General features: G+C 62.9%; 11 protein-coding genes and 2 pseudogenes. 5 read left to right on the forward strand and 8 right to left on the reverse strand.

Annotated features, from left to right (window positions below; all coding sequences use genetic code 11):
* Positions 1 to 405, forward strand: a complete 405-nt coding sequence (locus YY7_RS0114070; RefSeq protein WP_028163818.1) for a helix-turn-helix domain-containing protein — start codon at positions 1 to 3, stop codon at positions 403 to 405.
* 215 nt (positions 406 to 620) lie between these two features.
* Entirely contained in the window at positions 621 to 1,550 is a 930-nt protein-coding gene (locus tag YY7_RS0114075) for a DMT family transporter (protein WP_028163819.1), read from the forward strand.
* 119 nt (positions 1,551 to 1,669) lie between these two features.
* On the opposite strand, the gene YY7_RS0114080 is transcribed toward YY7_RS0114075, so the two are convergent.
* From YY7_RS0114080 to YY7_RS60300, 4 genes are all read right to left on the reverse strand, one after another.
* The gene (locus YY7_RS0114080; protein ID WP_028163820.1) at positions 1,670 to 2,758 is read right to left on the reverse strand and encodes a TRAP transporter substrate-binding protein; all 1,089 of its coding nucleotides are present in this window, start codon (positions 2,756 to 2,758) and stop codon (positions 1,670 to 1,672) included.
* A gap of 180 nt (positions 2,759 to 2,938) precedes the next feature.
* Complete coding sequence (locus YY7_RS0114085; protein WP_035690083.1) at positions 2,939 to 3,808, reverse strand: GNAT family N-acetyltransferase; 870 nt, start codon at positions 3,806 to 3,808, stop codon at positions 2,939 to 2,941.
* 296 nt (positions 3,809 to 4,104) lie between these two features.
* On the reverse strand, positions 4,105 to 4,446 hold the full coding sequence (locus YY7_RS0114090) for a hypothetical protein (protein ID WP_028163822.1): 342 nt from the start codon (positions 4,444 to 4,446) through the stop codon (positions 4,105 to 4,107).
* Between the two features lie 819 nt (positions 4,447 to 5,265).
* Positions 5,266 to 5,535 carry a hypothetical protein gene (locus YY7_RS60300; RefSeq protein WP_155255164.1) on the reverse strand — a complete coding sequence of 90 codons (270 nt, stop codon included), beginning with the start codon at positions 5,533 to 5,535 and terminating at the stop codon, positions 5,266 to 5,268.
* Between the two features lie 965 nt (positions 5,536 to 6,500).
* Here YY7_RS60300 and YY7_RS60305 point away from each other — a divergent pair.
* The 3 genes from YY7_RS60305 (at position 6,501) to YY7_RS0114120 (ending at position 11,264) form a co-directional block, all read left to right on the forward strand.
* A complete protein-coding gene (locus YY7_RS60305; RefSeq protein WP_155255165.1) occupies positions 6,501 to 6,647 on the forward strand; it encodes a hypothetical protein in 147 nt (48 codons plus the stop codon).
* Between the two features lie 137 nt (positions 6,648 to 6,784).
* Positions 6,785 to 7,573: a DUF2066 domain-containing protein gene (locus YY7_RS0114115; RefSeq protein ID WP_245287275.1), complete on the forward strand. Its 789-nt coding sequence runs from the start codon at positions 6,785 to 6,787 to the stop codon at positions 7,571 to 7,573.
* Positions 7,574 to 7,895: 322 nt separating this feature from the next.
* Entirely contained in the window at positions 7,896 to 11,264 is a 3,369-nt protein-coding gene (locus tag YY7_RS0114120; RefSeq protein ID WP_051396698.1) for an adenylate/guanylate cyclase domain-containing protein, read from the forward strand.
* Positions 11,265 to 11,328: 64 nt separating this feature from the next.
* Here the strand turns inward: YY7_RS0114120 and YY7_RS51565 are convergent, their stop codons facing one another.
* The 4 genes and pseudogenes from YY7_RS51565 to YY7_RS65025 all read right to left on the reverse strand — a co-directional run.
* Complete coding sequence (locus YY7_RS51565; protein WP_080663692.1) at positions 11,329 to 12,690, reverse strand: FAD-dependent oxidoreductase; 1,362 nt, start codon at positions 12,688 to 12,690, stop codon at positions 11,329 to 11,331.
* A 152-nt stretch (positions 12,691 to 12,842) separates the two neighbouring features.
* On the reverse strand, positions 12,843 to 13,511 hold the full coding sequence (locus YY7_RS58030) for a GMC oxidoreductase (protein ID WP_051396700.1): 669 nt from the start codon (positions 13,509 to 13,511) through the stop codon (positions 12,843 to 12,845).
* Between the two features lie 12 nt (positions 13,512 to 13,523).
* Positions 13,524 to 13,568: pseudogene (locus YY7_RS65020) on the reverse strand (hypothetical protein); the annotation flags it as partial.
* A gap of 130 nt (positions 13,569 to 13,698) precedes the next feature.
* Positions 13,699 to 14,610 (reverse strand): annotated as a pseudogene (locus YY7_RS65025) (GMC family oxidoreductase); the annotation flags it as partial.
* Between the last annotated feature and the right edge of the window lie 59 nt (positions 14,611 to 14,669).

The raw sequence follows: 14,669 nt of genomic DNA on the forward strand, positions 1-14,669 counted from the left end.
ATGAGCAAATCGACCGACGGGTACATCGATCAATTGGTGCAGGCCAAGTGGCGCGAGATCGGACTGTCGCTGTCCGACCTTGCGGAAGTGCTGGGAGCAACGCCCCCGCCCCCACAACGGTCGGAGCGCACAAACGGCCGGGATGCGGTTGATATCGAGCGCCTGCGCCAGGTGGCGAATGCGCTCGGCGTCTCCGTCGATCTCTTCAACGGCCGCGCCACCAGCGCCGCCGCCCGGGCACGGCGGTTGCCTGCGCCGGGCTCGGCATCGTTGCAGTCGCTGCTCGAGTTGCGCCTGCTCCGGTTGTTTCGCGAATTGCACGACGCCGATACGAAACGGATCCTGATCGACCTCACCGCACAGATCGTCAAGCGCCAGGCCGGTCCTCCCGGCGAGGCCGGCTGACGCTATCCCTCGGCGCGCCGGCGCCCCGCCAAGCAGTCGCCGAGATTGGCCGGCAGGCTGGCCGGGGATAGAGCCCGCGCATGGTCGCGATGCAGCCAGCGCCATTGCCGCCGCCGTAAAATGCGTGTCTGTGGCCTCGGCCGGGTCCTTTCACATTCCGGCCCGGCGCGTGAACCCGCCGGGCGGGCCGCGGCGTCATGAACCGGGCCCGACGCATGTCTGCTTCCGAGACCACCTCCCCTGCCGGCTCCGGCAACTGGCTGGCCAACCAGCCCTACGTGCTGCTCAGCCTCACGGCGCTGTTCTGGGCCGGCAACGCCATCGTCGGCCGGCTCGCCGCCGGCCATATTGCGCCGGTGACGCTCTCCTTCCTGCGCTGGTCGCTGGCGTTCCTGTTGATCCTCCCCTGGGCCTGGCCGCACCTGAAGCGGGACTGGCCCGCGATCCGCGGCCGTCTCGGCCTGATGGTGTTGCTCTCGCTGACGGGAATCGGCGTCTTCAACACCATGCAGTACTGGGCGCTCGAATATACCCAGGCGCTGAACACGCTGCTGTTGCAATCGGCGGCGCCGCTGATCATCGCGGTGTGGTCGCTGGTCCTGCTCGGCGTGCGGCTGACGGTGGCACAGGCCTTCGGCGTCCTGCTGTCCCTTGCGGGCGTGCTGGTGATCATCCTGCACGGCGACCTCACCGCGCTGTCGAACGTCGAGTTCAACAAGGGCGACCTGATCTTCCTCGCCGGTCTCACGATGTTCGGGATCTATTCGGTGCTGTCGCTGAAGCGGCCGGATATCCATGGCCTGTCATTCGTCGCCTTCACCTTCGGCTGCGGCGCGGCATGCCTGATACCGCTCCTGATCTGGGAATTGCTGGCGCGACCGGTGATGCAGCTTAACGTCGACAATGTGCTCTCACTGATCTATGTCGCGGTGTTTCCCTCGACGCTGGCCTATCTCTGCTTCAACCGCGGCGTCCAGTTGATCGGCGCCAACCGCACGGCGCCGTTCTTCCATGTGGTGCCGGTGTTCGGCACTGTGCTCTCGATCATCTTCCTTGGCGAGCATCCGCAACTGTTCCACTTCATCGGCTTTGCGCTGGTGCTGTCAGGCGTGTTCGTCGCCTCGCGCAAGCCGAAGCCGGCCTAGAGCGTTTTCGAGCGAAGTGGACACCGGTTCGCGTGAAGAAAACGCGTCAAAACAAGAATCTAGAGCTTCGGTTCTGACTGAATCAGAACCGAAGCTGTTCTTGGCGCGATCGGGCGAAATCAGCCCTTACGCATTTTGCTCAGCAGATAGTTGTCGTAGTAGTTTTCTGCGATCTGCGTGTAGAAGAGCACGTCCTTCATATACGCGTCGTGGCTCTCTTTTGTTTTCTTGAACAGCGGGCTCTTCTCGGCAAGCTCGTTCAGATGATCCTGGGTGGCTTTGTAGCTCGCCTCCATGACCGGTTGCGGGAACGCGCGCAGCTCCGCCCCACCAGCGACAAGCCGTTTGAGGGCCGCAGGGTTCACGCTGTCGTATTTCTCGAGCATCCAGGCGCCTGCCGCCGAGCCGGCCTGGGTGAGGATCGACTGGTATTGCTTGGGAAGCGCATTCCACTTCTCGTCGTTGACGATCATGTGCAGCATGGCTCCGCCTTCCCACCAGCCGGGGAAGTAATAGTACTTCGCCACCTTGTAGAAGCCGAGCTTCTCATCATCATAGGGTCCGACGAACTCCGCGGCGTCGATCGATCCCTTTTCGAGCGCTGAATACACATCGCCCCCCGCCAGTTGCTGCGGCACGACGCCGAGCCTTGCGAGCACATGACCGCCCATGCCCGCGATCCGGAACTTGAGGCCGTTGAGATCATCGACCGTCTTGATCTCCTTGCGAAACCAGCCGCCCATTTGCGTGCCGGAGTTGCCGCACAGAATGGCATGCACCTTGAAAGGCCTCAGCGCTTCGTCGCAGAGTTCGGCACCGCCGCCGAACGTCCACCAGGAATGTTGATGGCGATGGTTCATGCCAAAAGGCGCGCCCGTCGCGTAAGCAAGCGCCGGCTCCTTGCCGATGTAGAAATAGAGCGGCGTCTGCGCGATCTCGACGGACGCGACGCTCACGGCATCAAGCGCCTGCAGGCCGGGCACGATCTCGCCTGCCGCAAACGTCTGGATCTGAAACTTGTTGTCGGTGGCCTCCGCGACATATTTCGCAAAGGTCTGCGCCGTGCCGTAGATGGTATCGAGCGACTTCGGAAAGCTCGACGTCAAACGCCACTTGATCTCGGGCATCGACTGCGCGATCGCCGGTGCCGCAACCAGCGTCGCCGCGCCGGTCACGGCGCCGCCTTTGAGAAACGTACGGCGTTTCATGATGTCATCACTCCTTCGGATTGCAATTCGATTGGGCACCGCTTCCGCGTCCGGCCCGACGACATAAGGACCTATCGCAAACGCCCGGCCGATGCCAGAGCAGCCTACGACTGACCCCGTCCAAAGCCTTGAGCCTTGAGCCTTGTCCATCGCGCCTATGTGAGGCAGCGGGGTTTTGCGCTATCCCAGCTCAAAGGTGGTGACGCCGAATACGCGCTCCAATCGCAACGGCGGCACTGCGCCGGTATACATGCGCGCGGTCTCGAACACCGGCGCAAGACCCAGATCTTGCGCCAACGCGAGCGCGTCGCGGTTGATGCTGGGAACGTCGAGGAAGATTTCGCCGCCGCCCACGCGGGCCAGCAAAGCCGACAGAACCGCCTCGGCACTGGCGCGGTCGTCGGCCACCAACGGGCCGATCTTGCAGCCCCTCCGGCACGGACGGATCACGCCCCAGCCGGCAAGGCCGCCGTCGCGGACAAGCGCGCAGCCGACATGGCCGGGCGAGCCGATCCAGGCGCGCAGGAATGCGGTGCGCCGAGCCGGAAACACCGTCGCGTCATCCGCCTCCACACTCGCCAATGGGACGTCGGCGAGCGGGACGATATTAGCCTGCGGCACATCCGGAGCCGCGACGGTGCCGCCGTAACGGACGTTGACATAAGCGAATTCGAACCCGGACTTCCTGTAGTTCTCCTGCTGCGCCACCACGCCGTCGAGCCCGATCACACGTCGGCCGGCGTGCGCGATGGCCGCGTTCCATATGCGCAGACCATAGCCGCGGCCGCGGAGATCCTTCCGCACGATATAGAAGCCGAGAAAGGCAAAACTCTCGTCGTAATTGACGCAGGAGACGGTCGCGATCGGCGCGCCGTCGAGCTCGCCGATGAAGAAGCCTTCCGGATCGGCCGCGGCGAAGCAGGTGGCGTCGGCGAGGCCCGGATTCCAGCCTTCGGCCGCCGCCCAGTCCACGGCGATGGAGATTTCGTCCGGCCGCATCGTCCGGATGCACAGGCCGTTGGTGGCGGGCGGTCGTACAGATGGGCTCATGAACCGATATCACCACGAGTGAGCTGCGACCGGCAACCGAAGAAACGCCCTCGCGGCGGCGCCCGAGGCTCCCTGGAAAACACCCGCGGTGCCGCACGATCGAGTCACGGCCGGTGATGGCGGCGAGCATGACAACGCGGGAATGCGTCGGGCGCAAAATCACGAGAACCCTAGAGCGCGATGACTTTTCTTCGAATCGTCATCCCGCTCTAGCTCTTTGTTTGAGCATGATCTCCGCGCAAACGCTTCGCGTTTGTCGCGAGGGAAAACCGGCCTCTACTTTTCCGGATCATGCTCTAGCGGCGGCCGCAGTAAGAGATGCCGCCGCCAGCCGACGCACACGCGCCCTTCAACGCGGGCCAGCCGGGAGACATCTTGGCGGCAGGAGTTGGCACCCCTCCATTCAGAACGTCCAGGTTGGGATAATAGAACGAGAATGATCCCGGCTCCTGGATGGCTGCCCTCATGGTCCCGTCCGGATTGAAGTCGTTCCTCGGATTATACCCGGAGTCGCGCCGATTTTTCATGTACAGGGCGCTGCTGCTCGCAGCGCCCGGCGCGGGAGCTTGCGCGAATGCCGACGTCGCTGCGGTGGCGGACAGCAGCGCGGCCGCTGCAAGAGCTTTGAATGAAATCATTTTCGTTTCTCCTGCATGGATCGATTGTAGTCCGGCGAGGGACGAGACGAATTGATCCCGCTTCGTGAGGTGAACGTGCTGTCTGGATCGCGAGCTATCTTGAACGGAAGCATGTTCGTTTCTGAAAGGGAGACCGAGATCGGAGCCTCGATATTTCCCGATCACGCAAACGTTTGGCGGTTTGCCATCTGCCTCAATGAGGCAGACACCGCATGGGTTCACGGCAAGGCTGGGCCACTTCCGTAACGGCGAGACGGCGACGGATAGCAGTGATGCGATCGCAGTCTGCCAGCGCCGATGCTCAGCCTCGATGCGGCAGCGTCAAGTGTGCTCGGCGCGCCGCGCAGCGTGCGCAGAAGGTCACGCTTCGTTGAGGGCGCGTGATGAAATATTTCCGAAGGCCGGCCGCTCTTCACAATAAGGAGCCGAGCGCTTCCTTGGCTTCTGTCATCATATGGAGAAACCAATGACCAAAATGACTTTCGTGTCGGCCACGCTCATCGCAGCCGCCGTATTCACAACGCAGGCCATGGCTGCACGCAACGATGTCGCGGCGCGGCACGCCACGACCAAGGCCCATAGGGGCGTTATGGACTGTGTGCGGGCTCCAGACGTCGGCGCATTTGCCTCGGATCCCTATATTGTCCCCCCCCTGCATGCCCAATGCCGCTGCTGGCACGTTCCAATAACGACAATGAGTCGGGCTGGCAGACCTCGCCAGCCCGACTGCGTAGGGAGTCTACGCCTGTCGACACTCAAATTTTTCGGCGGCACCGCGGCGCTGCACGCCGCTCTCGCGCGGTTTCGGCAACAGCGCGATCATTCTTTCGGTGCGGGATGCCGCTTGCGAATTTTTTCACTACTCGCCAGGAGTTGATCATACAATCGGTCGATCTCGCGCGCCTGGTTGGGCGTGACATCCTCCTGATGCAAGGCTCTCAGCTCACGCTCGGTTGGCTGGTAATTGCGACCATTGCGAATCGGCCATGGCTCCTTGTGAACGGGCGGGGCGTCCTCTGCGGATGCGATGTTTGCCAGCGCTAACGACGCTACAGCCAATGCGACCCCAAGGAGAATGTTTCTTGACATGGCTCGCTCTCAATCAGCTATCGAGGCTGAGACAGAAGCGCCGCTCATCAGAATGGGAAAACGTTATCGAGCGTGTGAATCAGCCTGCTCGGTAAATTGTTGAGCATGTTGTGACGACCAAGCTCGACGGGCTTGTCATCCCAACAACATGGATGCGAATGGATCATCGGCATTCTTGGCAGGTTGAGCGGTTCGCGGGGCAGAGGTGCAATCCACGTGGCGCACGGGCGCGCTCGAACGAACCAAATATTTGGTAGGGACATCCACTGCGTTAGCTGCAAGCGCAGTGGGAGTGCCAAGCGCGATGGTCCTCACGGCCAACATTGCGTAAGCGAGAACGGCACGTCGTGATTTGTCGGCCATCATCGCGATTCTCCGTGCAGAGGTTTACCAGGAACGAGTGAGCGGACCCCAACAGGCTCGCTCATCTTTCCAGATCGATTTCGTCGCAGCCTTAGTCCAACAAGAGTTTGTGATGGATTTGATCGCCGCTGGGGTCGCTTGCGAAACGCCTCACTCACACGCCTCGAGCGCCGCCTTGCCCCACAGCGGACTTGTGTTGATCTTGATCAACGTTGCTGCCCGGCACCGGTTTTGATTTCACCCAACGCACGCATCAGAACGACCTTTGCCGTCGCTGGACGCTGAGGCTCGCAGGAAGGGCTGCAGCACGCAGCTGCGCCTTTACGGGCCGGTCGAACCTTGGCTCGACAAGAGTTGGCGTCCCGGAGAGATCGAGCCGATGTGAGTGAGCTTCCAAGGCTGCATCATCGAACCCCGGCTATCTGCCCCTCGGGAGTGGCCGCTCGAAGCGCCGGGAATTTTGGGTCATGTCCCGCCTTCCAGCCTCCGGTCGACCAGGCTCGATCGGTCGTGTGGCGTATTGACGGCCGCGCCCGGCGTGTTCATCATCCTTGGCAGCGGTCACCTAATGCGTAGTCTGCCAACCCCGTGGAGTGACAGCCATGATGCAGAACCTCGTGGCCGGAGGTGTCTTGGTGGCTTTGATTATCATGGGCTTGCTTGCCTTCGCCCAGAAACACGAAGGGTGCTTGCACGGACGCTCGATCCAGACCTTCAAGCCCTGCGGATCGATCAGCACTACAATGTAGCGCGGGCTGGAGTATTGCCGCCGCGTGGCCACCAAGCGGCTCGGCATCGTCAACCCTCATTCTCTTACTCTTGGCGCTGTTAAGAGATGATCGTGCGATGTCCAGGTGTGGTCGCCCTCATCGTCAAGATATCGCTGATGGCTGTCTTGGCGAACTGGCCCGGCACATCTGCAGTTGCGGCGGAGAATCTCTATCGCGCACAGACAATCGTCACCGGACAGGGCGAAGGCAATCGCATCATCGGCTTTGCCGCTTGTCTCGAGGACGTTCTCGTCAAGGTTTCCGGAGCCCTCAAACTCGAGAGCGATCCTCGGCTAGATGCGTACAAATCGCGCGCGGCTGATTTCGTCAGCGCCTATAGCTACCACGACCAGATGTCCGGCAAGCCGAAGCGCGACGAGCAGGGCACCCGCGACCGGCCGTACGATTTGATCGTCGATTTCGATGACAACAAGATCAACAATGTTCTCAACTCGCTCGGCGTCAGGCCCTGGCTGTCGCGCCGCCCGATCCTTGGCGTTTTTGTCGAGATGGAGCAGGGCTCAAGACAATATATCGCCACATCGGATGCAAGGCAGTCCGACCTGCAACGTGACTCGCTTCTCGCCGCCGCCCTGAAGCGGGGCATGATGATCGTGCTGCCCGATGTCGCGGCATTGGCGAAAGCCCATATCAATGCCACTGAGCTCTTGACGACGGCATCCTCGACATTGGCATCTGTGGCAGCCGAACGGGGTGGCGAAGTCGTCCTAGTCGGACGGCTAAAGTGGGACGAGTCCGAGCTCGGATGGGCGACGGAGTGGCGGATGGACTGGAATGGCCGGACGCACCGATGGCAGCTTCGCGGCGTCACATTTGATGAAGCCTTCCGCCGCGGCATCGGCGGCGCGGCCCAGATCCTCTCGGGAAACGGTGATCCGGGATAGGCGGAAGCGACCGGCCACTGCTCAGGACGCCGCTTTTTGACCGCCAGCGGAACAATCGGCGCAATGACGTTGGCCGTCTGATCTGTGCGGCATTTCACTCTCAATCGATGTAATCTGCGGTAATCCAGCCTGGGGCCCTGACGAGCCCGGATGCAAAGTTCATTTTCCTTTCGGAGGCGCGGCGAATGGGCCGGCTGCCTCGCAAGTGCGGCGTTCCGATCGATAGTGGCGTGGCGAGCGCACACCTTTTGTCCCGTTGCCGCGCGGGAACACAGGTCGGCCGGCAAGGCCATGATTGACAGCAGCTCAGCCGGGAGGCGACGTGCAGGAGATTGCCGAGTGGCTTGATCGACTTGGTCTCGGGCAATACGCGCAGCGTTTTGCCGACCACGCGATTGACGTGTCCGTTCTGCCCCACCTGACGGACGACGACCTGAAGGACATCGCAATTCCGCTCGGGCACCGGCGGAAAATCCTTGCAGCCATCGGCGAGCCGCCAGCCCCCACGCAGGCTGCACCCGAGCGCGCCGTAGCCTCGGTGGAACCGAAGGCGCCCGACACGGCGGAGCGCCGTCAGGTCACCGTGATGTTCGTCGACCTCGTGGGCTCGACGGAACTTTCGACGCGCATGGATCCGGAGGATTTGCGAGACATCATTTCAACCTACCAGAAATGTGTCACGAAGACCGTGCGACGCTTCGACGGCTTCGTGGCGAAATATATGGGCGACGGCGCTCTCATCTATTTCGGCTATCCGGAGGCGCACGAGGATGATCCGGAGCGTGCGGTACGGGCCGGGCTGGAGCTGATCTCGGCGATTTCCGCCCTCAAGGCTCCGGTCGTTCTGCAAATCCGCATCGGGATTGCGACCGGGGTGGTGATCGTGGGAGATCTCAGCGGGTCGGGCAACGCTCAGGAGCGCGGCATTGTCGGTGAAACTCCAAACCTGGCCGCGCGGCTGCAACAGGCCGCGTCACCCAACATGGTGGTCATTGCTGACGGCACCCGGAGGCTGCTCGGAAATCTGTTCGAGCTGCAGGATCTCGGGACAAGAGACCTCAAGGGTATCCAGGGCGATGTGCGCGTTTGGGCGGCACTGCGATCCAGCTCGGTGGCGAGCCGCTTTGAGGCACTGCACGCGGGTGCGCTGACGCCGCTGGTGGGGCGGGAAGAAGAACTCGAGTTGCTGCTTCGGCGCTGGTCAAGAGCCAAGGCCGGCGAAGGTCAGGTAGTGCTGATTTCCGGCGAAGCGGGGATCGGCAAATCACGGCTCACCTTCGGACTGTTGCAGCAACTTGCGCTCGAGCCGCACATACGCCTGCGTTACGTCTGTTCGCCGCAACACACCGACAGCGCGCTTCATCCGGTCATCAGCCAGTTGATGCGCGTCGCCGCATTGGAAGACGATGACGGCCCGCAATCGAAACTGGACAAGCTCGACGCGCTGCTGGCACAGAGCTCGACGCCGCCTGAGGATGCATCCCTGATCGCCGAATTGCTGTCGTTGCCCAACGATGGGCGCTACCCTCCGGTCGAAGTCGAGCCGCAGCTCCGTCGTCAGAAAACGCTGGCAGCTCTCTGTTCGCAGCTCGAGGCGCTGGCGCGGATCAGTCCCGTGCTGATGATTGTCGAAGATGCGCATTGGACCGATCCAACCAGCCTCGAATTGTTTGCCCGGGTGGTGGATCTGGTCGCCGGACACCGGCTCTTGATGCTCGTCACTTTCAGGCCGGAATTCAGCCCGCCCTGGATCGGACGGTCGCATGTGGCTGCGCTGACGCTCAATCGGCTGACGCGGCGCGACATCGATTCCCTCATCAAGGAAGTCGTCGGCATCTGGTCGCTGCCGACAGGCATCCGCCAGGACATCATCGAGCGCAGCGACGGCGTTCCGCTGTTCGCGGAGGAAATGACCAAGGCGGTGCTGGATGCGGAGGGCGAGAACGAAGCGCAGCGGGCCGCCGCAGCAAAGCCAAAGTCGGTGGTGCCGGTCCCGGCCAGCCTGCAGGCCTCGTTGATGTCGCGGCTCGACCGGCTCGGCTCGGCGAAAGATATAGCGCAGGTTGGCGCGGCAATTGGCCGGGAATTTCCCCACATGTTGCTGGCCGCGGTGGTGCGAAAGCCGCCGGCGGAATTGGCCGGCGCGCTTGACCGGCTGGTAGCGGCGGGTTTGCTGTTTCGGCAGGGCATCCCGCCGCATGCGAGCTATCTGTTCAAGCATGCGCTGGTGCAGGACGCAGCTTACAGCACGCTATTGCGCGAGCCACGGCGCGTGCTGCATGCGCGCATCGCCGAAGTCCTCGAGAGAGAGTTTCCCGAAATCGCCGAAAGCCAGCCCGAGTTGCTGGCGCGTCATTACATGAATGCCGACCTGATCGAGAAGTCCGCGTTCCTCTGGGGCAAGGCGGGACAACGCTCACAGGAGCGCTCGGCACTGGCCGAAGCCGCAGAACAACTTACCCACGCCCTGGCGCAGATCGCGACCTTGCCCAGCACGCCCGATCTGCGGCGCGAGCAGATCATTTGGCAAACCGCGCTCGTGAACACGCTCATGCATGTCAAGGGATATAGCGCGCCCGAAACCAAGGCTGCCGTGGCTCAGGTGAGAGCGCTGATCGAGCAGGCGGAACAGCTCGGAGAATCTCCCGACGACGCCTCATTGCTGCTTTCGGCGCTGTTCGGGCAATGGCTCGTCAATTTCATCAGCTTTGACGGCGAGGCTGCGCGGGAGCTCGCCGCGCGGTTTCTTGCTCTCGGTGAGAAGGACGGGACGACGGTACCGCTCATGGTCGGACACCGCACCATGGGGAGTACGCTCGCGTTCATGGGGGACCAGGTCAAGGCTCTGGCGCACTACAACGAGGCGCTGGCGCTTTACCGTCCGGCCGAGCACCGGCGATTGATGACGCGCTTCGGCCAGGACCTCCGGATGACGTGCCTGGGCTTTCGTTCAATGGCGTTGTGGCAGCTCGGCTATCCCGATGCTGCGCTCAGGGATGCAGACTGCGCGCTGATGGAAGCGCGCCAGATTGAACATGCCGCCACTTTGATGTTCACGCTGAACTTCCCAATTCTTGTGAACACCTATTGCGGAAATTATGACGCGGCAAACGAGTATCTCAAGGAACTTGCCATCCTGGCGGAGGAGAAGCGCGCGCCATTCCGAAAGGCAGAAGGGGTGTTGCGGCGAGGCTATGTCCTCACCCTCATGGGACGAGCCACGGAGGCAGTCGAGACGGTCACGTTGGGCATCGATTTATGGCGATCGGCCGGATCGACCATATTCACGCCGGAGCACCAGTTCATGCTGGCAATCGCGCATGCGGATTCGGGCCAATTCGACGATGCCTGGCGCTGCATCGACAAGGCAATGGCGGCGATGCAAGTCACCAAGGAAAAGTGGTGTGAGGCTGAGGCGCATCGCGTTGCCGGCGAAATCGCGCTCAAATCGCCGCAGCGTGACGTGGCGAAAGCGAAAGCATATTTCGAGCGATCCCTCACTCTTGCGCGCGCACAGCAGGCCAAGTCGTGGGAATTGCGCGCAGCCATGAGCCTGGCACGGCTTTTGGCTGAGCAGGGCAAGAGAGAAACGGCCCACGACCTTCTCGCCCCGGTCTACGATTGGTTCACCGAAGGTTTTGACACACGCGACTTGCGCAACGCCAGAGCCTTGCTTGGCGAGCTTCATTGACAGCCTTCATTGACAGCCCTGCCGCAACGAAGCTTCGCCCTTTTCAACCTCGCGGAGGGCTGAGCTATTCGGCAGCCATTTGGGACAGTTCAAGCTGAACGAGCCGCTCGACGGCCGGCTCCTGGAGAGCGCTTGGCGGCTTCAGCAATTGCTGAACCTCTGCGAGCAGCCGGTGAACGGCGGGATCGCGCATCGCGGCCCGAAGCAGGGCTCCGTTATATTGGAGCCGGCTCTCGAAATCCGCCGGGCGTTCGCCGCGTGTCTCGGGATAAACCAGATCCGGGATCGCCGACATGTTCCAGGGACCCTCGACCAACGGCAGGCTTTCGGAAAAGAACGCCAGCGCCAGGCCGGCAAGCGGATCGGCCTTGGTCGCGCGCCCCTGCAGAAGCTGCTTCAGAAGCCGAGCTTCCTGCGCTGCCGCGCTCATGCCCTGGCCATAGACGGGATTGAAGCGGCAGATCGAATCACCGATCGGCAGCAGGCCGCGCGGGAATGCGCTTAGCCGGTCGAAACGACGCCATACGCTGGCTGGGAAGGCATAGCGCTCGAATCCGCCCTGCCGCTCGGCGTGCGCAATGGCGTTGTAGACCGTCTGCGTCTCGAGACGCCTGGCATAATCCATGAAGCCGTCCGGCTCAGCCGGCGGCTGCTCGCCGAGCCGTCCCGAGAGCGTCACGACCCAGCGGTTGCCTTCGATCGGCATCAGATAGCCGCCGCGGCTGCGTTCCGGCGCATGGGGATGAGTGGCTACGCCTCCCCAATCGGTGGATGCATCCTGGGGAATGGCGAAGGTGGTCGTCGTATAATGGAGATCGACACCAATGACGATTTCATCAGGTACCGGCTGCCTGGTCGAACGGAGCAGCGCCAAGGTTGGCGCACCACGTCCGGAAGCGTCGACAACGAGATCGGCTGCGAGGGTTTCCTGCCGCCCATCGGCATCTTCACATATGACGCCTGTGACCATGGTGCCATCTGATGTAGCGGTGATCTCGAGCACCCGGCATCCCGGCCGGATCGTCAGGTTGGTCAGCCTCTCGGCTTGTCGGCGCGTGATCAGCTCGATCAGCGGACGGGATGCGCAGTAGAGGAACCAGCCGAAATCACGCGACGGGAGTGGACCGAGACCCGGAATCTCCATGCGCACGTCGCGTGACATTCGAAGCGGCACCGAACCGGCATTTGCCAGATCCCGCTCGAAATGCGGAAACAGGTCGGTCAGCGCCCGCTGGCCGCCCGGCAGCAGAACGTGCAGATGCCGTGCTTGCGGCGTGCCCGCTCGCGGCACTGCCTGTTCAGGCAGGCGGTCGCGCTCAAGCACGATCACCCGTTCGAAGTGGTCGGCCAGCGCACGCGCCGCGGCCAAACCAGCCATGCTCGCACCGATCACTACGGCCTGTTTACCGATCGCTCTGCCTACCATCGCAGTCTCTCCTCATTCGCGCAGCGGCGTCGCATCATGAGGGGACGAACGGGTTACAGCGTGATTTCAGCGCGGAAGAAGCGCGTTACGATCGTAGTGCCGCGAGGCGACGACTGCCTGATCTGCGCACAAAGTGTTCATTTGAGATTGCTCTACCCCGCGAGCACCAGATCGCTGGCCTTCTCGGCGACTGCGATTGCGGCAGCATTGGTCATCGCCTGCGGGATCCCGGGGAACACCGAGGCATCGATGACGCGCAGGCCCGCCACGCCTTTCACGCGCAAAGCCTCGTCGACGACGGCCCCGATGCGGCACGTGCCGACAGGGTGATGAAATGAATCTGTCGCGCCGCGAATGAACTTGCGGATGTCGCCGGCGGTCTTTGCCTCGGGCCCCGGATAGACTTCGCGGGCTCGCCAGTCGGCAAAGGCTGCGCGGGCACCGATCTCGCGGGCGAGAGAAACGCCCTCGACAAGAAGGTCGATGTCGGCCGGCTCGGAGAGATAGTTCGGATCAATCAGAGCCGGGGCGCGTGGATTGTCGGAGGCGAGCTTCACGCTGCCGCGGCTGCGGGGTCGCATCAGGCAGGAAACGAGCACGTAAGCCGGTGGAGGCAACGGGCCGACGCTCGGCAGGACGAACGGCAAGGACAGGCACATCACAAGGTGCTCCGGGCTGTCATCTGGGTCGGTGCCCGGCACGTAGAGGACAGCGTCGGCATGGTTGTAGTGCGAGCGCGGCACCTCGCGCCGTGCGGCATACGCCACGCCCGCGACCAATGGATGGTCTTCGAGATGGCCGCCGACATCCGGCAGGTCCACGACAACGGGAATGCCGAACGATCGGAGCTGGTCGGCCGGGCCGATTCCCGACAGCATCAAAAGGCGTGGCGAATCGATCGCACCGGCACAAAGCAGCACCTCGCTCGCGGCCCCGCAAGATGCGTTCGGCGAGCCGCACGCCGATGCACCGTCCACCTTCGATCGCGAGGCCCAGCACGTCCGTGTCGACCAGCAGATCGACGCTCACGTCTTCGAGACTTCCGAGATACGCCGTCGCCGCATCGTGGCGAGCGCCGTCCTTGATACTGAGTTGATTCCAGCCGACGCCGGTCGTGACCTCCCCTCCGATATCCGGTGACATCGGGTACCCGAGGTCTTGTGACGCCGTGACGAAGGCGGATGCCACCGGATTGCGATCCCCGACATCCGCGAGCGAGAGGACGTGGAGAGGACCACTGCCGCCCCGCCATGCGCTGGCACCGCCGAAGAAAGTCTCGGCACGTTTGAAGTACGGCAAAAGGTCCGCGGCGCGCCACCCTGCGGGCCAGCGGTCATAGGCAGCCGAGTGGCCGCGCTGATAGGCGAGCGCATTGATCGTACTGGAGCCGCCCACGACCCTGCCGCGTGGACAGCGGATGATGCGGCCTCCCAACCCCGGTTGAGGGGTCGTCAAATAGCGCCAGTCAAGCTCGCTGCCCTGCAGCTTGGGCCACTCCTGTGGATCCCTGACCGCTGCCAGCTTCGGCTCTCCGCCGGCCTCGACAAGGAGCACCCGTCGTCCAGCGACGGCGAGTCGATGCGCCATGACGCAACCGGACGAGCCTGCACCGACAATGATGTGGTCGTAGGACGAAGCGAGCTGCTCAGGCGAATGCAATACGCGGACGCCGGATGCGGGCCCTGCCCCGGCGCCTGCGGAACGAGCCAGGCTCGACAGCGCGAGGCCGCCGCCGACCGTTGCCGCCAGGGCGTCGCGGCGATTGAGTTGCCGGCTCGTGACGCCGCCGCCGCGATCTCCTGAGATCATGCTGGACATTGGTCTCCCCCGCCTGCTGCCCGCCGGCCTGCACAGCTCGCTTCCTTGCACCAACCTTTTTACGCGTTTCTTGCCTCTCGGTACAAAGTGGTTACGGAACATCACGGCGATCTTGCCGAATTGTTCGCTCGCCGCGGTGACTGGCCGCCGCAAATCCGCTA

Origin of the sequence: Bradyrhizobium elkanii WSM2783, from assembly GCF_000472865.1 — a bacterium.
Lineage (GTDB): Bacteria > Pseudomonadota > Alphaproteobacteria > Rhizobiales > Xanthobacteraceae > Bradyrhizobium > Bradyrhizobium elkanii_A.